This is a genomic window from uncultured Tateyamaria sp., from assembly GCF_947503465.1.
Taxonomy (GTDB): Bacteria; Pseudomonadota; Alphaproteobacteria; order Rhodobacterales; family Rhodobacteraceae; genus Tateyamaria.
This window is the reverse complement of the sequence record NZ_CANNDN010000001.1, coordinates 867,491-884,760: the sequence shown is the minus strand read 5'-3', so window position 1 is coordinate 884,760 and position 17,270 is coordinate 867,491. Positions and strand designations below refer to the sequence as shown.

Here is a 17,270-nt window from a genome sequence, read left to right as displayed (position 1 = left end):
GGGCAGGGGGAGAGTGCTGTGACCAAGACGAAAACGCGCACATGGGCAGACATGCGTCCCGCCCTGCTGACCGGTTTGATGCTGATTGCGGTTCTGCTGCTCAGTGCGTGCAATGAACGCCAGGCGGATCGCGTGGCATTTGACGGCGTGTTCTTCCGTGCCTCTTCGGGCAAGGTCGACAAGCAGCGCGAGCAGTTCGAAGTGTCTGTCAGCCCGGTGTCGGCATCGCTGGACGGCGCGCGCGAGGCGGGCCGGTATGAGGCGATCCGCTATTGCATCCGCCAGTTCGGATCGTCCGACATCGACTGGATCGCGGGCCCCGATGCAGAGGATGGCACCCTGCGCATCAACGGTGACAAACTGCTTCTGCGTGGCACCTGTACACCAGCGTGATCACAAGCGCCGGATAAGGCGACATTTTGCGCGCTGACGGGTTGTGCTGCGCCATGTTATTGCATAGCACGAGGACGGCTCTCACATGGCATCGACGTGATGCACAACGTGGAGAGAAACGATGCGCGCAATGACCATGGCCCTGATGCTAAGCCTGACTGCCGGAGCCCTTTCGGCCAAGCCCCACCTGCGGGATGTGCCCGAGATTGACGGGACGCTGTTGGCCGTCGGGATCGCGGATGAGATTCGCAAGAACTGCCCCGATATTTCGGCCCGGATGTTCCGGGCGCTGACCCTCGTCAACAGCCTCAAGGGCCGTGCCCGCGATATGGGGTATTCAGATGCCGAGATCGACGCCTACCGGACATCCGACACCGAAAAGGCCCGCCTGAAGGCGGCGCGCGCCACCTATCTGGAAAACAGCGGTGTGACCGCAGGCCAGCCCGCGACCTATTGCATGCTTGGCCGCGCAGAAATTGAAAAAGGCGGCCAGATCGGCGCCCTATTGAGGATGAACTGACGCATGAGCGACCTCCGCAAGATCATCATCGACGGACAAGAGGTAGAGGTGGACGGGGCCATGACCCTGATCCAGGCCTGTGAAGAGGCGGGGATCGAGATCCCGCGTTTTTGCTATCACGAACGTCTGTCGATCGCGGGCAATTGCCGGATGTGTCTTGTGGAAGTGGTCGGTGGCCCGCCGAAGCCTGCGGCGTCCTGCGCCATGCAGGTGCGCGATTTGCGCCCCGGTCCCGAAGGCCAGCCGCCTGTGGTCAAGACGAACTCGCCCATGGTCAAGAAGGCCCGCGAGGGGGTGATGGAGTTTCTGCTTATCAACCATCCGCTGGATTGCCCGATCTGCGATCAGGGGGGCGAGTGTGATTTGCAGGATCAGGCCATGGCGTATGGCGTGGATTTCAGCCGCTTCCGCGAGCCGAAGCGCGCGGTGGATGATCTGGATCTGGGTCCGCTGGTCGAGACGCATATGACCCGTTGTATTTCGTGCACCCGCTGTGTGCGGTTCACGACCGAAGTCGCGGGCATCACGCAGATGGGTCAGACGGGGCGCGGCGAGGATAGCGAGATCACGTCCTATCTGGGTGAGACCCTCGATTCGAACTTGCAGGGCAACATCATTGATCTGTGCCCCGTAGGCGCGCTGGTGTCGAAGCCCTATGCTTTCACCGCCCGCCCTTGGGAACTGACCAAGACCGAGAGCATCGACGTCATGGATGCCCTTGGCTCCTCCATCCGTGTGGATACGAAGGGGCGCGAGGTGATGCGGTTCCTGCCGCTGAACCATGACGGTACGAACGAGGAGTGGATTTCGGACAAGACCCGTTTCGTTTGGGATGGGCTGCGCCGCCAGCGGTTGGACAAGCCTTATGTGCGCGAGAACGGTAAGCTGCGGCCTGCGTCCTGGGGTGAAGCGCTTGGCAAGGCGTCCGATGCGATCAAGGGCGCGACCAAGCTAGCCGGTTTGGTTGGTGATCTGGCACCGGTTGAGGCGACCTATGCGCTCAAAGAGTTGGTCGAAGGGCAGGGTGGTATCGTCGAATGCCGCACCGATGGGGCGAAGCTGCCCAGTGGCAACCGAGCGGCCTACGTCGGTACGGCAGCGATAGGGGATATTGAAAGCGCCAAGGCCATCCTTCTTGTCGGCACCAATCCGCGCCTTGAGGCACCCGTGCTCAATGCGCGTATCCGGTCGGCCTGGGCGCGCGGCGCCAATGTCGGCCTGATCGGCGCGGCGGTCGATCTGACCTATGACTATCATCATATCGGTACCGAGCCCGCCGCCTTGAAAGACCTGGACCAGAGCAATTTCGATCCCGGTTCCGATGGCCCGGCGCTTGTGATCGTGGGTCTTGGCGCGCTGTGCCGAAGCGATGGTGCGGCCATTCTGGCGGAGGCCATGGTGCAGGCCAAAAAATCGCAGGCCAGGCTGATGGTTCTGCACACTGCGGCGTCCCGCGTGGGCGCGATGGATGTGGGGGCGACCAACCCCGACGCCATGGCCGCTGTGGACGGCGCCGACGTAATCTACAACCTTGGCGCGGACGAGATTGAAATCGCCGACGGTGCCTTTGTCATCTATCAGGGCAGCCACGGCGACCGTGGCGCGCATCGCGCTGACGTGATCCTGCCGGGGGCGGCCTATACCGAAGAGGGTGGGCTGTTCGTGAACACCGAAGGGCGTCCGCAACTGGCCCAACGCGCCAGCTTTGCCCCCGGTGAGGCCAAGGAGAACTGGGCCATTCTGCGCGCGCTGTCGGGCGAGATGGGCGCAACGCTGCCCTATGACAGCCTTGCCGCACTCCGTCAGAAGCTGGTCGCCGATCATCCGCATCTGGGCGACATCGACATCGTGGCAGAAAACACCGGTGACACGCTTGCGCAGGGCACGATCGAAGGCGGTGCGCTGAGTTCGACCATCACCGATTTCTACCTGACCAACCCGATTGCCCGCGCCAGCCAGCTGATGGCTGAGCTGAGCGCGGGCGCCAAGGCGCGCAAGACCGAGGCCATGGCCGCCGAATGAAGGCGGCCTGGATCATAACGGCGCTGCCGCTTGCGGCATGCGAGCCCGTGCCGACGGCGGAGCGTTTCATCCCGGATTACCGGGGCGTCGAAACGCAGTTGCTGGCGGATGATCTGGTCCAATTCGACGTGGAAATGACCAACGCCCTGAGTGCTGCGGATGTCGAGAACTATGCCGAATGCGCGGCTGCGGGATACACGTTGATCCGCGGCTGGGGATTTGCGCGTCATTTGCGAACAAATGTGACAGAAGAGGGTGGCGTGTGGAAAGCGGATGCTGTTTACACCATCTCGCCAGCCTTGCCGCGGGGCATACGGACCATCGACGCCGAAGTCGTGGCCGCCGCCTGCGCGGAAAAGGGAATACCGACGGTGTGAGGATGCATGGCTGATTTCTTTACCACAACGGGCGGCATCGCCGTCCTGATCCTGGCACAGGTGCTGGCCGTCGTGGCGTTTGTCATGATCAGCCTGTTGTTCCTGGTCTATGGTGATCGGAAAATCTGGGCTGCGGTCCAGATGCGGCGTGGCCCGAACGTGGTGGGCGCCTACGGTCTGTTGCAGACCGTGGCCGACGCATTGAAATACGTCGTGAAAGAGGTTGTCGTGCCTGCGGGGGCGGACAAGACGCTTTTCATGCTTGCCCCGATGACCAGCTTTGTGCTGGCGATGGTGGCCTGGGCCGTGATCCCGTTCAACGATGGATGGGTGCTGTCGGATATCAACGTCGCCATCCTCTATGTCTTCGCCATTTCCTCGCTTGAGGTTTACGGCGTGATCATCGGCGGCTGGGCGTCGAACTCGAAATACCCGTTCCTGGGCTCGCTCCGGTCGGCGGCGCAAATGATTTCCTATGAAGTCAGCATCGGTCTGATCATCATCGGCGTGATCCTGTCCACCGGATCGCTGAACTTTGGCGCGATCGTGAATGCGCAAGACACCGGATACGGTTTCTTTGGCTGGTATTGGTTGCCGCATCTGCCCATGGTGTTCCTGTTCTTTATCAGTGCCTTGGCTGAAACCAACCGCCCGCCCTTCGACCTGCCGGAAGCGGAATCAGAACTGGTTGCGGGCTATCAGGTGGAATATTCGTCCACGCCCTTCCTGCTGTTCATGGCCGGTGAATACATCGCCATTTTCCTGATGTGTGCGCTGATGTCGCTGCTGTTCTTTGGCGGCTGGTTGTCGCCCATTCCCGGCCTGCCTGACGGCGTGCTGTGGATGGTGGCGAAGATGGCGTTCTTCTTCTTCCTGTTCGCGATGGTGAAGGCGATCACACCCCGCTACCGCTATGACCAGTTGATGCGTCTGGGGTGGAAGGTGTTCCTGCCATTCAGCCTGGTTTGGGTCGTGTTTGTGGCCTTTGCCGCCAAGTTCGACTGGTTCTGGGGCATCTATGCCCGCTGGGCCGTGGGGGGCTGATATGGGATTGGCTGCCGCCATCAACGAAGCACCTGAACGGCATCTGGACGATCTGGTGTCGTTTCTGAATTCCGAGTTCGCGATCGGCACGCTCGACAGCGAAGACAATTTCGACAAGTCGGACGCGGGTGACGTCGTCTCGGCCCTCAAGGCCTGGGCGTATATGCATCTGAACGACGGCTCACAGGGAGACTGACATGACGCAGATCGATTACGGCCGCGCCGCCAAATACTTCCTGCTGCAGGATTTCTGGGTCGGCATGAAGCTGGGCCTGAAATACTTCTTTGCCCCCAAGGCCACGCTCAACTACCCGCATGAAAAGGGGCCGTTGTCCCCGCGGTTTCGGGGGGAGCATGCCTTGCGCCGCTATCCCAACGGGGAAGAGCGCTGCATCGCCTGCAAGCTGTGCGAGGCGATTTGCCCCGCGCAGGCCATCACCATTGACGCGGAACCGCGCGAGGACGGTAGCCGCCGCACCACGCGTTATGACATCGACATGACCAAGTGCATCTATTGCGGGTTCTGTCAGGAAGCCTGTCCCGTGGACGCCATCGTTGAAGGTCCGAATTTCGAATTCAGCACCGAAACGCGGGAAGAGCTGTATTACGACAAGGACAAGCTGCTGGCCAATGGCGAGCGGTGGGAAGCCGAGATCGCGCGCAATCTGGAACTGGATGCGCCGTACCGATGAGTGACGACAAGAACCCCTTTGCCGCGATGCTGGCCCAGATGCAGGAAATGACCAAGGCGTTTCCGCAGATGGCGGCGTTCGACCCGTCGAAGGGGTTCGATCCCAAGATGTTCGAGACCTTGTGGCCCACCATGCCCAAGGACGTTATGGAAACGTGGTTTGGCAACGCCTTCAATGAAAACGGGTTGGATGCCAAGACGCGGCTGCTGATCACCCTTGCGGGCCTGACCATGCAGGGCGCGCAGGCCGACACCGCGATCCGTCAGACCGTGCGCCACGCCCGCGAGGCGGGGGCCACCGACCAGCAGATTTCCGAGACTTTGGGCATGATGGCGATGTTCGCCGGGGTGCCTGCCATGACCCGCGCCATGGGATTGGCGCAAGAGGTCATGGGCGATGACGAGGACGAGACATGACCGTATTTGCCTTCTACCTGTTTGCGATCAGCGTGATCACCGGAGGCCTGTTCACCGTGATCAGCCGCAACCCGGTCCATTCGGTGCTGTGGTTGATCCTGTCGTTCCTGAGTGCGGCGGGTCTGTTCGTCTTGCTGGGGGCCGAGTTCGTGGCGATGCTGTTGATCATCGTTTACGTGGGCGCGGTTGCTGTGCTGTTCCTGTTCGTGGTGATGATGCTGGATGTGGATTTCGCCGAGCTGAAGGCGGAGATGGCGAAGTACATGCCGCTCGCGCTGTTGATCGGCGTCGTCATTCTGATGCAGTTCGTCATGGCCTTTGGCGCCTGGGAATCCAATGCCGCCGCCGAGGGGCTGCGCGCGCAGGTGACGCCCGTGGATCGGCACAATACCGAAGCCTTGGGCCTGATCCTCTATGACCAGTATTTCCTGCTGTTCCAGCTGTCAGGTCTGATCCTGCTGGTCGCCATGGTGGGGGCCATCGTGCTGACCCTGCGCCACCGCTCGGACGTCAAACGCCAGGATGTGGTGGCCCAGATGATGCGTGACCCGGCCGTCGCGATGGAGCTGAAGGACGTCAAACCGGGGCAGGGGCTGTGAACCCTTGAACGCACGGTGCGCATATCTGGTTGCGATTGTCGCAATACTCGGTGGAGAAGCCATGGCGCTCTCCCTGACCGATTGCGACCGCGTCACCCATGTATCTCATGGCGGCGAGGCGGATCATGTTGATCTGGGCGCGGGCCGTGTGATGTGGCGCGAGTGGTGGAGCCAAGAGGGAACGGCGACGTCGTTTGTCCTGGTGGACTGCGCGCCGGGAACCACGCTGATCTTTCGCACGCAGGAAGAGAACATGGGCAACCGCTTGCCCTTTGACCGAACCGACAAGGCGCTGGCCGTGATCGACCGGCACGAGAGCGGGGCGCGTGCCTTTGCCACGTTTGACCGCCTGGCCGCCGATCTGGATGGCATCGCGCGGGATATTGAGATCACCACACTGGACGCAGAGCCCTGTGCCTGCGCCGCACTCTACCCTGACGCTCGGGGCGACAAGACGGAATTCATGCTGGGCTGAGCCCGGCAACAGACGACAAGCGGGGACACGCCCCGGAGGGACGACATGATAGGACTTGAACATTACCTGACCGTCGCGGCGACGCTGTTCGTTATCGGCATCTTCGGGCTTTTCCTGAACCGCAAGAACGTGATCATCCTGCTGATGAGCATCGAATTGATGCTGCTGGCGGTGAACATCAACCTTGTGGCGTTCTCGTCTTTCCTGGATGACCTCGTCGGGCAGGTGTTCACCCTGTTTGTCCTGACCGTCGCCGCGGCAGAGGCGGCCATCGGCCTTGCCATTCTGGTCTGTTTCTTCCGCAACCGCGGCACCATCGCCGTCGAAGACGTCAACGTGATGAAGGGCTGAGCGGATGGCTATTTTCCTCACAACCTATCGCGTTGTCGATGCGGGGCATGGAATGAAAAAGCACATTTGTAACGATTGTGGGACTCCTTACGTTTTTCCGATTGGTGAATTGCCTCCACGCAAATGTGACACGCCGAAATGCCAAGAGATGCGGAGTGCTGAAGAATAATGGAAACCATCATCCTCTTTGCCCCCCTCGTTGGCGCGCTGCTGTGCGGGTTTGGCTGGCGCATGTTTGGCGAGGCGGCGGCCTGCTGGATCGCGACGGGCCTGTTGTTCCTAAGCGCCATCCTGTCGTGGATCGTGTTCCTGACCTTTGACGGCACGACGGAGCAGATCCAGATCCTGCGCTTTATTGAAAGCGGCAGCCTCAGCACAGATTGGTCCATCCGGCTGGACCGGCTGACGGCCATCATGCTGATCGTGATCACCACCGTGTCGAGCCTCGTCCACCTCTACAGCTTTGGCTACATGGACCACGATCCGCAGTGGAAAGAGGGCGAAAGCTACAAACCGCGCTTCTTTGCCTACCTGTCCTTTTTCACCTTCGCGATGTTGATGCTGGTGACGGCAGACAACCTGGTGCAGATGTTCTTTGGCTGGGAAGGTGTGGGCGTCGCGTCTTACCTGCTGATCGGGTTCTACTACCGCAAGCCAAGCGCCAATGCCGCCGCCATCAAGGCCTTTGTGGTCAACCGTGTGGGCGACTTCGGCTTTGCGCTTGGTATCTTTGCGCTGTTCTTCCTGACGGACTCGATCAGGTTCGACGATATCTTTGCTGCCGCGCCGGACCTGGCGCAAACGCAGCTGACCTTCTTGTGGGGCGAATGGAACGCCGCCAACTTGATTGCCTTCCTGCTGTTCATCGGTGCGATGGGCAAGTCGGCGCAGTTGATCCTGCACACGTGGCTGCCGGACGCGATGGAAGGTCCGACGCCCGTGTCGGCGCTGATCCATGCCGCGACCATGGTGACGGCGGGTGTGTTTCTGGTCTGCCGCATGTCGCCGCTGATGGAGTTCGCGCCCGAAGCGATGGCCTTTGTTACCGTGCTGGGCGCGATGACCGCGTTTTTTGCGGCGACCGTCGGCTTGGTTCAAACCGACATCAAGCGCGTCATTGCCTATTCGACCTGCTCGCAGCTTGGCTACATGTTCGTGGCGGCGGGTGTGGGGGTCTATTCGGTCGCGATGTTCCACCTGTTCACGCACGCGTTCTTCAAGGCGATGCTGTTCCTTGGGGCCGGGTCGGTGATCCACGCGATGCACCACGAGCAGGACATGATGAACTATGGGGGCCTGCGCAAGAAGATCCCCTACACCTTCTGGGCGATGATGATTGGCACGTTGGCCATCACCGGTGTGGGCATTCCGCTGACGGGCTGGATCGGCTTTGCCGGGTTCGCGTCCAAGGATGCGGTGATCGAAAGCGCCTATGTCGGGTCCACCTTTGCCTTCTGGGCGCTGGTGATCGCAGCGCTGTTCACGTCCTTCTATTCCTGGCGTCTGATGTTCCTGACCTTCTACGGCACGCCGCGCGGGGACAAACACACGCACGAGCATGCGCATGAAAGCCCGATGGTCATGCTGATCCCGCTGGGTGTGCTGAGCTTGGGTGCGATCTTTGCCGGGGCGATCTGGTATTCGTCTTTCTTTGGCAAGCCGAACGAGGTGATCAAGTTCTTCGGCGGTGAGTACGCGGCACCTGCGGAAGACATTAAGACCGCTGTGGCCGAACGCAGCCCGAAGGCGTCCGAGCTGAAGTACGTGATGGAAAGCGCACCAGGTGAGGCGGGGATCTACATGGCCCCCGAGAACACCGTGCTGCACGAGGCGCATTATGTGCCGACTTGGGTCAAGCTGTCGCCGTTTGTGTCGATGCTGCTGGGCTTTATCGTGGCCTTCTGGTTCTACATCATGAATCCCGCGCTGCCCGGTCGGTTGGCCGAGAACCAGCGCCCGCTGTATCTGTTCCTCAAGAACAAGTGGTACTTCGACGAACTCTATGACTTTGTCTTCGTGCAGCCCGCCCTGTGGGTTGGCAAGAAGCTGTGGAAGAAGGGTGACGGCAACGTCATTGACGGCACGATCAACGGTGTGTCCATGGGCATTGTGCCCTTCATCACCCGCCTCGCGGGCCGCGCGCAGTCCGGCTATATCTTTACCTATGCCTTTGCCATGGTGATCGGGATCGCGGTTCTGATCACATGGATGACGCTGAGCGGGGGCGCCAACTGATGCCGCTGATCGGGCTTGTCTCATTGGGAATGATGTTTGCGGGCATGATGTACATGCGCGACGACCGTTCGGATGTGCGGCGCTTTGCCAAGGGCGGCGTGGTGGCGGGGGCCATCGGCGCCTGCCTTGTCGGCATGGCGGCGTTTGGCCCGACCGTGGGCCTGGGCCTGTTTGCGGCGTTTGTTGCGCTTTCATTTCTTACGCAGTTCTGGAACTGAGCCATGGACAATATCCTCTCCATCACCACCTTCCTGCCCGCTATTGCCGCGTTGATTTTGGCCGTGTTCCTGCGGGGCGAGGACGAGGCGGCGCAGCGCAATGCCAAGTGGGCGGCGATGGCCGCGACGGTGATCACGTTCATTGCGTCGCTGTTCATCCTGTTCGACTTTGATCGCAACGACACCGGCTTCCAATTCGTGGAAGAAGGCACGTGGATCATGGGCCTCACCTACAAGATGGGGGTCGATGGCATCAGTGTTCTGTTCGTGATGCTGACGACCTTCATGATGCCGCTGGTGATTGCCGCGTCGTGGTCCGTGACGACCCGCGTCAAGGAGTACATGATCGCCTTCCTTCTGCTTGAGACGCTCATGCTGGGTGTGTTCATGGCGCTGGATCTGGTGCTGTTCTACCTGTTCTTCGAGGCCGGGTTGATCCCGATGTTCCTGATCATCGGCATCTGGGGCGGGGCGAACCGGATCTACGCGAGCTTCAAGTTCTTCCTTTACACCTTCCTGGGTTCGGTGCTGATGCTGGTGGCGATGGTGGGCATGTATGCGGATGCAGGCACCACCGATATCGAGATGCTGCTGAACCACCAGTTCGGGTCCGAGACGTTCAGCCTGTTAGGCATTCAGATCGTGGGCGGCATGCAGACGCTGCTGTTCCTGGCCTTCTTTGCCAGCTTTGCGGTCAAGATGCCGATGTGGCCGGTGCACACCTGGTTGCCCGATGCGCACGTGCAGGCGCCGACTGCCGGATCCGTGGTGCTGGCGGCGATCCTGTTGAAGCTGGGCGGTTACGGTTTCATCCGCTTTTCCATCGGCATGTTCCCGGTCGGGTCCGATGTGATGGCGCCGCTGGTCCTGTGGATGTCGGCGATTGCGATTGTCTACACCAGCCTCGTGGCGCTGGTGCAGGAGGACATGAAGAAGCTGATTGCCTATTCGTCCGTCGCGCACATGGGCTTTGTGACCATGGGCATCTTTGCGGCGAACCAGCAGGGGTTGGACGGGGCCATCTTCCAGATGCTGTCGCATGGTTTCATCTCTGGCGCGCTGTTCCTGTGCGTGGGCGTCATCTATGACCGGATGCACACGCGCGAGATTGATGCCTATGGCGGGCTGGTGAACAAGATGCCCGCCTATGCGCTGATCTTCATGCTGTTCACCATGGCCAATGTGGGCCTGCCGGGCACGTCCGGCTTCGTGGGCGAGTTCCTGACGCTGATGGCGGTGTTCCAGGTGAACACATGGGTCGCGGCAGTGGCGACGACCGGCGTGATCTTCTCGGCCGCCTATGCGCTGTGGTTGTACCGCCGCGTCGTCATGGGCGACCTGATCAAGGAAAGCCTGAAGTCGATCACGGATATGAGCCGCCGGGAAAAGGCGATCTTTGCCCCGCTGGTCGTGATGACCCTGCTGCTGGGGGTGTACCCGGCGCTGATCCTTGACATCATCGGGCCGTCCGTGGCGGCACTGGTAAGCAATTACGATACGGCGCTCGCCGCGGCCGAGGCCGCGACGCAAGTGGCGTCGAAATAAGGACACGCTTTTCATGTCCTACCACTACGTTACTTGAGGACGTCAATATGTCTGCTGATCTGACCATCATCCTGCCCGAGATCCTGCTGAGCGTCTTTGCCATGCTGGGCCTGATCGGCGCGGTCTACACGTCCAAGGACGATCTGGCCTCGCCGCTGCTGTGGGCGACCGCTGCCGTGTTCCTTGCGGTTGCCGCGTGGATCGGCTTCACGGGCGAGGGGACGAATGTCGCCTTCGGCGGCATGTTTGTGGATGACGGCTTTTCGCGCTTTGCCAAGGTGACGATCCTTGTGTCGGCTGCCGCCGTCCTGTTGATGAGCGAAGGGTACATGTCGCAGCGCGGATTGCTGCGGTTCGAATATCCAATGCTGGTGGCGCTGGCGGCCGTGGGCATGATGACCATGGTGTCGGCAGGTGACCTGATGGCGCTTTACATGGGCCTCGAACTGCAATCGCTGGCTTTGTACGTGGTTGCGTCGCTGCGCCGGGATTCGGTGAAATCGACCGAAGCGGGTTTGAAGTATTTCGTACTGGGCGCTTTGTCGTCGGGTCTGCTGCTCTATGGTGCGTCGCTGGTCTATGGGTATGCCGGGACCACGCTGTTCTCTGGCATCGTGCAGGTCGCGGAAGAGGGCGTGTCGCTGGGCCTGCTCTTTGGCCTTGTCTTCCTGATGGCGGGCTTTGCCTTCAAGGTTTCTGCCGTGCCGTTCCACATGTGGACACCCGACGTCTACGAAGGTTCGCCCACGCCGGTCACCGCCTTCTTTGCGACGGCGCCAAAGGTCGCGGCCATGGCGCTGTTTGCCCGCGTCATGCACGACGCCTTTGGCGGTGCGGTTGCCGATTGGCAGCAGATCATGGCGCTGCTGTCGGTCCTGTCGATGTTCCTGGGCGCGTTTGCCGCTATCGGACAGACCAACATCAAGCGTCTGATGGCCTTCTCGTCGATTGCTCATATGGGCTATGCCCTGATGGGGCTGGCTGCTGGGACCGTTTTGGGTGTGCAGGCAATGCTGGTCTATATGGCCATCTACGTGACAATGAACGTGGGCACCTTCGCCTTCATCCTGATGATGGAGAAGGATGGCCAGCCTGTGGTCGAGATTGACTCGCTCAAGATGTATTCCAAGCGAGAGCCCGGCAAGGCACTTGCGATGCTGGTGCTGCTGTTCAGCCTGGCTGGCGTGCCGCCGATGCTCGGCTTCTTTGGCAAGCTGTACGTGCTGCGTGCCGCGTATGAAGGTGGGCTGGCTTGGTTGGCCATCGCAGGCGTGATCGCGTCGGTGATCGGTGCCTACTATTACCTGCGCATCGTTTTCTACATGTATTTCGGTGACGCGGACGAGGAACGCCTGAACGGCGGCAAGTCCCCGATCCTGTGGGCCATGCTCATGGGGTCGGCAGCCGTGATGGTGCTTGGCATCATCAACATGTTTGGTGTCGAAGGGGCTGCGGCGGCGGCTGCGCTCACTTTGGTGAACTAGGCGTTTCATGGCAGACCGGCCCTCCGGGGGGGATTTTGGGGAACCAGAGAAGGCATGAGCGCTTGGCCATCAGGCTATGGGCGGCGCGTTTTGGCTTCTGTGGACTCGACGCTGAGTGAAGCGGCGCGGATTGCGCCTGAACTGGCGGGTCCTGAATGGATCTTGGCGCGGGAGCAGACGGCGGCGCGGGGACGTCGCGGGCGCGCGTGGTCCATGCCGCCGGGGAATTTCGCAGCGACGCTTGTGCTGCCAGTGCAGGAGTCACCGGGGCAGGCGGCGTTGCGGTCTTTTGTGATCTCGCTGGCCTTGCACGATGCCTTTGTGGCTGCCACCGGGCGCGCGGATGCCTTTGCGTTGAAATGGCCCAATGACGTTTTGCTGCAGGGCGGCAAGGTGGCGGGTATCCTGCTTGAGAGTGTTGGGGCGGGGGCGAAGTTGACGCATCTTGCCATTGGCGTCGGTGTGAACCTTGCGGCGGCACCGGGTGCGGCCGAGGTCGAGGTGGGGGCGGTTGCGCCTGTTGCGCTGACGAGCGCGCTGGGAACTGTCATTGCGCCCGAGGCGTTTCTAACACTGCTGGCGGCTGCCTATGCGCGGTACGAGGATCAGTTTCGCACCTATGGCTTTGCCCCTATCCGCACCGCTTGGATGGCACATGCCGCGAAACTGGGCGAGGTGATCACCGCCCGCACCACACGCGACGCCCATGTTGGAACCTTTGTGGACGTGGACGCGGACGGCCAACTTGTTCTAGAGACGGCCAAGGGCCGGGTCACCATCCCGGCGGGCGATGTTTACTTCTGAGGGGGCGGCCCATGCTTCTGGCCATTGACTGCGGCAACACCAATACCGTCTTTGCCATCTGGGACGGGGACGCGTTTATCGGCACATGGCGCACCTCGACCGAATGGCAGCGCACGGCGGACCAGTATTATGTCTGGCTGTCGACGCTGATGAAATTCCAGAACATCGACGTCGAGATTACCGACATCATCATCTCGTCCACCGTGCCGCGCGTGGTGTTCAACCTGCGTGTCTTTGCGGACAGGTACTACAACACCCGACCCATCGTGGTGGGCAAACCCGATTGCCTGTTGCCTGTTGACGTGCGGGTGGACGAGGGCACGCAGGTGGGGCCGGACCGGTTGGTGAACACGGTGGCGGGTCATGACCTTTATGGTGGTGATCTGATCATGGTGGATTTCGGCACGGCCACCACCTTTGACGTGGTGGATACGGACGGCGCCTATGTCGGTGGCGTGATTGCGCCCGGTGTGAACCTGAGCCTTGAGGCGCTGCATAACGCCGCCGCCGCCTTGCCGCATGTCGACATCACCAAGCCGCAGGCCGTTGTGGGCACCAACACGGTGGCCTGCATGCAGTCCGGTGTCTTTTGGGGTTACGTGGGCCTTGTTCGTGAGATATGTGCCCGAATTAAAGCGGAGCGCGCCCGCGACATGCGCGTGATCTCAACCGGGGGGCTGGCCCCCTTGTTCCAGCAAACAGAAAAGCTGTTTGACGACTTTCAAGACGATTTGACGATGCATGGCCTGACGGTCATCCATCGCTATAACAAGGAAAACAACTAAAGCTATGAGCAGTGAACGATTGATCTACCTGCCCCTTGGGGGAGCGGGTGAAATTGGCATGAATGCCTATGTCTACGGCTATGGCGCGCCTGATCGGGAACGCCTGATCGTGGTCGACCTCGGCGTGACCTTTCCCGATATGGACGGCACCCCGGGTGTGGACCTGATCCTGCCCGACATCACGTGGTTGGCAGAGCGGCGCGACCGCATCGACGGGATTTTCATCACCCACGCGCACGAGGACCATGTGGGCGCCGTTGCCCATACCTATGACCAACTGGGCGCGCCGGTCTATGCGCGGCCCTTCACGGCCAATATTGCACGTCGCAAGATGGATGAGCACGGGCACCCGGAGGATGCGGTTCAGGTCGTGGCCGGGTGGCCTGATCAGGTGCAGGCGGGGCCGTTCAAGGTCGGCTTTTTGCCGATGTCCCATTCGATCCCTGAAAGTGCCGCACTGATCATCGACAGTCCCGAGGGGCGGGTGATCCATTCTGGCGACTTCAAGCTGGACCCGACCCCGATTGTGGGCGAACCGTTTGATCCCGATCTGTGGGCCGAGGTCAGCAAGGATGGCGTGAAGGCGCTGATCTGCGATTCGACCAACATCTTTTCGCCCCATCCCGGTCGATCCGAAGTCTCTGTGGGGCCGGAAATCGAGAAGCTGGTGCGCGGTCACACGTCCGGCATCGTGGTTGCGACGACCTTTGCGTCGAATGTCGCCCGCGTGAAAACGCTGGCCGAGGCCGGTGAGCGGGCGGGACGGTCCATTGTCCTGTTGGGCCGGGCGATGCGCCGGATGATCGAGGCCGCGATTGAAACCGGAGTGTTGACCGAGTTTCCGTCGGTCGTAAGCCCGGAAGATGCCAGGAACATTCCGCGCGAAAACCTGATGCTGCTTGTCACGGGCTCGCAGGGTGAACGCCGTGCGGCGTCGGCGCAGCTGGCCAATGGCAAGTATATGGGGCTTGAGTTGAAGGAGGGCGATCTGTTCCTGTTCTCCTCCAAGACCATTCCGGGCAACGAGCGCGGTGTGATCCGCATCATGAACCAGTTGAGCGAGAAGGGTGTGGACGTGGTCGACGACTTATCTGGCCTGTATCACGTGTCCGGGCACGCCAACCGCCCCGATCTTGAGGAATTGCAGGACATCGTGAACCCGCAGATCGTGGTGCCCATGCACGGTGAACACCGGCATCTGCGCGAACATGTGAAGTTGACGGAGGGCAAGGGACGCATGGGCGTTCTGGCCGTGAACGGGATGATGATTGATCTGAGCGGCAACGCGCCAAAGGTGGCCGAGTACATCGAGACCGGACGTACGTACCTGGATGGTTCGGTCAAGATTGGCGCTTTGGACGGGGTCGTGCGGGACCGTATCCGCATGGCATTGAACGGTCATGTGACGGTGACGCTGATCCTTGACGAAGAGGATGAGCCGCTGGGCGAGCCGTGGTGCGAGTTGATGGGGCTGTCGGAAACCGGGCGCAGCAATGCCGCTCTGGTCGAGGTGCTGGAAGAGGACATGAGCCAGTTCCTGGGCCGGGCCGACGCAAAGACGCTGCGCGATGATGACAACCTGACCGAAGCCTTGCGTCGAATCGTGCGCAAGTCAGCGCAGGACGAGATTGGGAAGAAGCCCGAAGTGACCGTGGTGATCAGCAGGATGCACTAGGGCGTGGGGTGCGCCTTTACGGCGCACCTTGGGGCAATGGTGCGCCGTAAAGGCGCACCCTACGGGCTCAGCTCGCCATACGCTCTTCGAAACTCAGACCGATGAAGCTGGGCGTGTGATCGCCCAGCCCGACCACCTTGTTGCCGCCGCGATCATCGCGGGACGACGAGCGGCTGCGGCTGGAGGAGGACGAGCGGCTGCGCGACTTGGGCGCTGCCTCTTCACGTGGTGCTTCGGATTTGGCCTCGGTTACCTTCTCCGCCGGCGCGTCGGACTTTGGTTCCGATTTGGACCGGGTCGAGCGGCTGCGCGTGGACTTGGGTTTTTCTTCTGCCTCGGGCTTATCCGTTGCCTCGGGCGTCGATGCTGCAACCGGGTTATCGAGGCGCGAGATTTCCCTCTGGATCAGTTTCTCTACCGCGTCCAACTGCTTTTCATCGCGTGGGATACAGATGGTGATCGCCTTGCCCTCGCGGCCCGCGCGGCCCGTCCGGCCGATGCGGTGCACATAGTCCTCGGGGTGGCCTGGAACGTCGAAGTTGAACACGTGGCTGACCGACGGCACGTCCAGCCCGCGGGCGGCCACGTCAGAGGCGACAAGGATCCGCAACTCGCCATTGCGAAACCCATCAAGCGTGCGTGTGCGTTGCGACTGGTCCAGGTCGCCGTGGATCGGAGCCGCATCATATTTGTACTTTTTCAAAGACTTGGCGACGATGTCCACATCCGTCTTGCGGTTGCAGAAGATGATCGCGTTGGTCAGCTTTTCGCCCTCGGCATCGATCAGGCCGCGCAGAACCTTGCGCTTTTCCGACGCCTCCCGGTCACGGCGCGAGCCTTTGAACATGACCACACCTTGGGTGATCGTCTCGGACGCGGTGGCCTGACGGGCAACTTCGATCCGTTCCGGATTCGACAGGAACGTATTGGTGATCCGCTCGATCTCGGGCGCCATGGTGGCAGAGAAGAACAGCGTCTGGCGCGTGAAGGGTGTTAGGCCGAAGATGCGTTCGATGTCGGGGATGAACCCCATGTCGAGCATCCGGTCCGCTTCGTCCACGACCATGACTTTCACGTCGTTCAGGATCAGCTTGCCGCGTTCGAAATGGTCCAGAAGGCGGCCGGGCGTGGCGATCAGAACGTCGACGCCCTTGTCGATCAGGATGTCCTGTTCCTTGAAGCTGACGCCGCCGATCAGCAGCGCCTTGGTCAGTTTCACATGCTTGGCGTAGGTGTCGAAATTTTCTGCCACCTGTGCGGCCAGTTCGCGCGTGGGGCACAGCACCAGGCTGCGCGGCATACGTGCGCGGGCCCGTCCACGGGCAAGCTGTGTGATCAGGGGTAGGGTGAAGCTGGCTGTTTTGCCGGTGCCGGTCTGGGCGATGCCCAAAACGTCGCGCCCATCAAGGGCCGCTGGAATCGCGCCCGCCTGAATGGGCGTGGGTGTTTCATAGCCCGCTTCGGCGATGGCTTTCAGGACCTTGGGATTCAGGTTCAGATCAGAGAATTTTGTCATGTATGTCCGTAAGTTGCGGACACTGACTTGGCCCGCGGCGTCTGGTGATGTCAGCCCGAGCGGCCCAGCGGGGGCACCGTGCCCCGACATGCTGCGCGTGCATAGCAAAGGTGCTGCGT

General features: G+C 61.1%; 19 protein-coding genes. 18 read left to right on the top strand and 1 reads right to left on the bottom strand.

Features of this window, described 5'->3' with window-relative positions; translation table 11 throughout:
• Nucleotides 1-18 precede the first annotated feature (18 nt).
• From Q0844_RS04515 to Q0844_RS04430, 18 genes are all read left to right on the top strand, one after another.
• Nucleotides 19-393 carry a hypothetical protein gene (locus Q0844_RS04515; protein ID WP_299042553.1) on the top strand — a complete coding sequence of 125 codons (375 nt, stop codon included), beginning with the start codon at nucleotides 19-21 and terminating at the stop codon, nucleotides 391-393.
• Between the two features lie 121 nt (nucleotides 394-514).
• Nucleotides 515-913 (top strand): DUF5333 domain-containing protein, encoded by a 399-nt coding sequence (locus tag Q0844_RS04510; RefSeq protein ID WP_299042550.1) that lies wholly within the window; start codon nucleotides 515-517, stop codon nucleotides 911-913.
• A 3-nt stretch (nucleotides 914-916) separates the two neighbouring features.
• Nucleotides 917-2,935 (top strand): NADH-quinone oxidoreductase subunit NuoG, encoded by a 2,019-nt coding sequence (gene nuoG, locus Q0844_RS04505; RefSeq protein WP_299042547.1) that lies wholly within the window; start codon nucleotides 917-919, stop codon nucleotides 2,933-2,935.
• The gene (locus tag Q0844_RS04500) at nucleotides 2,932-3,312 is read left to right on the top strand and encodes a hypothetical protein (protein WP_299042545.1); all 381 of its coding nucleotides are present in this window, start codon (nucleotides 2,932-2,934) and stop codon (nucleotides 3,310-3,312) included. The genes nuoG and Q0844_RS04500 overlap by 4 nt, the downstream gene beginning before the upstream one ends.
• Before the next feature lie 6 nt (nucleotides 3,313-3,318).
• A complete protein-coding gene (gene nuoH / locus Q0844_RS04495; RefSeq protein WP_299042542.1) occupies nucleotides 3,319-4,356 on the top strand; it encodes an NADH-quinone oxidoreductase subunit NuoH in 1,038 nt (345 codons plus the stop codon).
• 1 nt (nucleotide 4,357) lies between these two features.
• Complete coding sequence (locus Q0844_RS04490; RefSeq protein ID WP_299042539.1) at nucleotides 4,358-4,552, top strand: hypothetical protein; 195 nt, start codon at nucleotides 4,358-4,360, stop codon at nucleotides 4,550-4,552.
• Nucleotide 4,553: 1 nt separating this feature from the next.
• Nucleotides 4,554-5,048 carry an NADH-quinone oxidoreductase subunit NuoI gene (nuoI, locus tag Q0844_RS04485; protein ID WP_299042536.1) on the top strand — a complete coding sequence of 165 codons (495 nt, stop codon included), beginning with the start codon at nucleotides 4,554-4,556 and terminating at the stop codon, nucleotides 5,046-5,048.
• A complete protein-coding gene (locus Q0844_RS04480) occupies nucleotides 5,045-5,464 on the top strand; it encodes a carboxymuconolactone decarboxylase family protein (protein WP_299042534.1) in 420 nt (139 codons plus the stop codon). Before nuoI ends, Q0844_RS04480 begins: the two co-directional genes overlap by 4 nt.
• Nucleotides 5,461-6,063 (top strand): NADH-quinone oxidoreductase subunit J, encoded by a 603-nt coding sequence (locus Q0844_RS04475; protein WP_299042532.1) that lies wholly within the window; start codon nucleotides 5,461-5,463, stop codon nucleotides 6,061-6,063. The genes Q0844_RS04480 and Q0844_RS04475 overlap by 4 nt, the downstream gene beginning before the upstream one ends.
• A 61-nt stretch (nucleotides 6,064-6,124) precedes the next feature.
• The gene (locus Q0844_RS04470; RefSeq protein WP_299042530.1) at nucleotides 6,125-6,538 is read left to right on the top strand and encodes a hypothetical protein; all 414 of its coding nucleotides are present in this window, start codon (nucleotides 6,125-6,127) and stop codon (nucleotides 6,536-6,538) included.
• A 45-nt stretch (nucleotides 6,539-6,583) separates the two neighbouring features.
• The gene (gene nuoK, locus Q0844_RS04465; RefSeq protein WP_039686350.1) at nucleotides 6,584-6,889 is read left to right on the top strand and encodes an NADH-quinone oxidoreductase subunit NuoK; all 306 of its coding nucleotides are present in this window, start codon (nucleotides 6,584-6,586) and stop codon (nucleotides 6,887-6,889) included.
• A 168-nt stretch (nucleotides 6,890-7,057) separates the two neighbouring features.
• Complete coding sequence (gene nuoL, locus Q0844_RS04460; RefSeq protein ID WP_299042523.1) at nucleotides 7,058-9,124, top strand: NADH-quinone oxidoreductase subunit L; 2,067 nt, start codon at nucleotides 7,058-7,060, stop codon at nucleotides 9,122-9,124.
• Complete coding sequence (locus Q0844_RS04455) at nucleotides 9,094-9,342, top strand: hypothetical protein (protein ID WP_299042521.1); 249 nt, start codon at nucleotides 9,094-9,096, stop codon at nucleotides 9,340-9,342. Before nuoL ends, Q0844_RS04455 begins: the two co-directional genes overlap by 31 nt.
• 3 nt (nucleotides 9,343-9,345) lie before the next feature.
• On the top strand, nucleotides 9,346-10,887 hold the full coding sequence (locus Q0844_RS04450; RefSeq protein ID WP_299042518.1) for an NADH-quinone oxidoreductase subunit M: 1,542 nt from the start codon (nucleotides 9,346-9,348) through the stop codon (nucleotides 10,885-10,887).
• 47 nt (nucleotides 10,888-10,934) lie between these two features.
• On the top strand, nucleotides 10,935-12,371 hold the full coding sequence (gene nuoN / locus Q0844_RS04445; RefSeq protein ID WP_299042516.1) for an NADH-quinone oxidoreductase subunit NuoN: 1,437 nt from the start codon (nucleotides 10,935-10,937) through the stop codon (nucleotides 12,369-12,371).
• A gap of 54 nt (nucleotides 12,372-12,425) precedes the next feature.
• On the top strand, nucleotides 12,426-13,175 hold the full coding sequence (locus tag Q0844_RS04440) for a biotin--[acetyl-CoA-carboxylase] ligase (RefSeq protein WP_299042515.1): 750 nt from the start codon (nucleotides 12,426-12,428) through the stop codon (nucleotides 13,173-13,175).
• Nucleotides 13,176-13,186: 11 nt separating this feature from the next.
• Nucleotides 13,187-13,960, top strand: a complete 774-nt coding sequence (locus Q0844_RS04435; RefSeq protein ID WP_299042512.1) for a type III pantothenate kinase — start codon at nucleotides 13,187-13,189, stop codon at nucleotides 13,958-13,960.
• 4 nt (nucleotides 13,961-13,964) lie between these two features.
• On the top strand, nucleotides 13,965-15,635 hold the full coding sequence (locus Q0844_RS04430; protein WP_299042510.1) for a ribonuclease J: 1,671 nt from the start codon (nucleotides 13,965-13,967) through the stop codon (nucleotides 15,633-15,635).
• A gap of 67 nt (nucleotides 15,636-15,702) precedes the next feature.
• Here the strand turns inward: Q0844_RS04430 and Q0844_RS04425 are convergent, their stop codons facing one another.
• Nucleotides 15,703-17,151 carry a DEAD/DEAH box helicase gene (locus Q0844_RS04425; RefSeq protein ID WP_299042508.1) on the bottom strand — a complete coding sequence of 483 codons (1,449 nt, stop codon included), beginning with the start codon at nucleotides 17,149-17,151 and terminating at the stop codon, nucleotides 15,703-15,705.
• Nucleotides 17,152-17,270 lie beyond the last annotated feature (119 nt).

Bases quoted from the DNA above. Each gene is read 5' to 3' on its own strand.
- Q0844_RS04510 (WP_299042550.1), top strand. From the start codon at position 515: ATGCGCGCAATGACCATGGCCCTGATGCTAAGCCTGACTGCCGGAGCC.
- nuoG (WP_299042547.1), top strand. From the start codon at position 917: ATGAGCGACCTCCGCAAGATCATCATCGACGGACAAGAGGTAGAGGTG.
- Q0844_RS04500 (WP_299042545.1), top strand. From the start codon at position 2,932: ATGAAGGCGGCCTGGATCATAACGGCGCTGCCGCTTGCGGCATGCGAG.
- nuoH (WP_299042542.1), top strand. From the start codon at position 3,319: ATGGCTGATTTCTTTACCACAACGGGCGGCATCGCCGTCCTGATCCTG.
- Q0844_RS04490 (WP_299042539.1), top strand. From the start codon at position 4,358: ATGGGATTGGCTGCCGCCATCAACGAAGCACCTGAACGGCATCTGGAC.
- nuoI (WP_299042536.1), top strand. From the start codon at position 4,554: ATGACGCAGATCGATTACGGCCGCGCCGCCAAATACTTCCTGCTGCAG.
- Q0844_RS04480 (WP_299042534.1), top strand. From the start codon at position 5,045: ATGAGTGACGACAAGAACCCCTTTGCCGCGATGCTGGCCCAGATGCAG.
- Q0844_RS04475 (WP_299042532.1), top strand. From the start codon at position 5,461: ATGACCGTATTTGCCTTCTACCTGTTTGCGATCAGCGTGATCACCGGA.
- Q0844_RS04470 (WP_299042530.1), top strand. From the start codon at position 6,125: ATGGCGCTCTCCCTGACCGATTGCGACCGCGTCACCCATGTATCTCAT.
- nuoK (WP_039686350.1), top strand. From the start codon at position 6,584: ATGATAGGACTTGAACATTACCTGACCGTCGCGGCGACGCTGTTCGTT.
- nuoL (WP_299042523.1), top strand. From the start codon at position 7,058: ATGGAAACCATCATCCTCTTTGCCCCCCTCGTTGGCGCGCTGCTGTGC.
- Q0844_RS04455 (WP_299042521.1), top strand. From the start codon at position 9,094: ATGGATGACGCTGAGCGGGGGCGCCAACTGATGCCGCTGATCGGGCTT.
- Q0844_RS04450 (WP_299042518.1), top strand. From the start codon at position 9,346: ATGGACAATATCCTCTCCATCACCACCTTCCTGCCCGCTATTGCCGCG.
- nuoN (WP_299042516.1), top strand. From the start codon at position 10,935: ATGTCTGCTGATCTGACCATCATCCTGCCCGAGATCCTGCTGAGCGTC.
- Q0844_RS04440 (WP_299042515.1), top strand. From the start codon at position 12,426: ATGAGCGCTTGGCCATCAGGCTATGGGCGGCGCGTTTTGGCTTCTGTG.
- Q0844_RS04435 (WP_299042512.1), top strand. From the start codon at position 13,187: ATGCTTCTGGCCATTGACTGCGGCAACACCAATACCGTCTTTGCCATC.
- Q0844_RS04430 (WP_299042510.1), top strand. From the start codon at position 13,965: ATGAGCAGTGAACGATTGATCTACCTGCCCCTTGGGGGAGCGGGTGAA.
- Q0844_RS04425 (WP_299042508.1), bottom strand. From the start codon at position 17,151: ATGACAAAATTCTCTGATCTGAACCTGAATCCCAAGGTCCTGAAAGCC.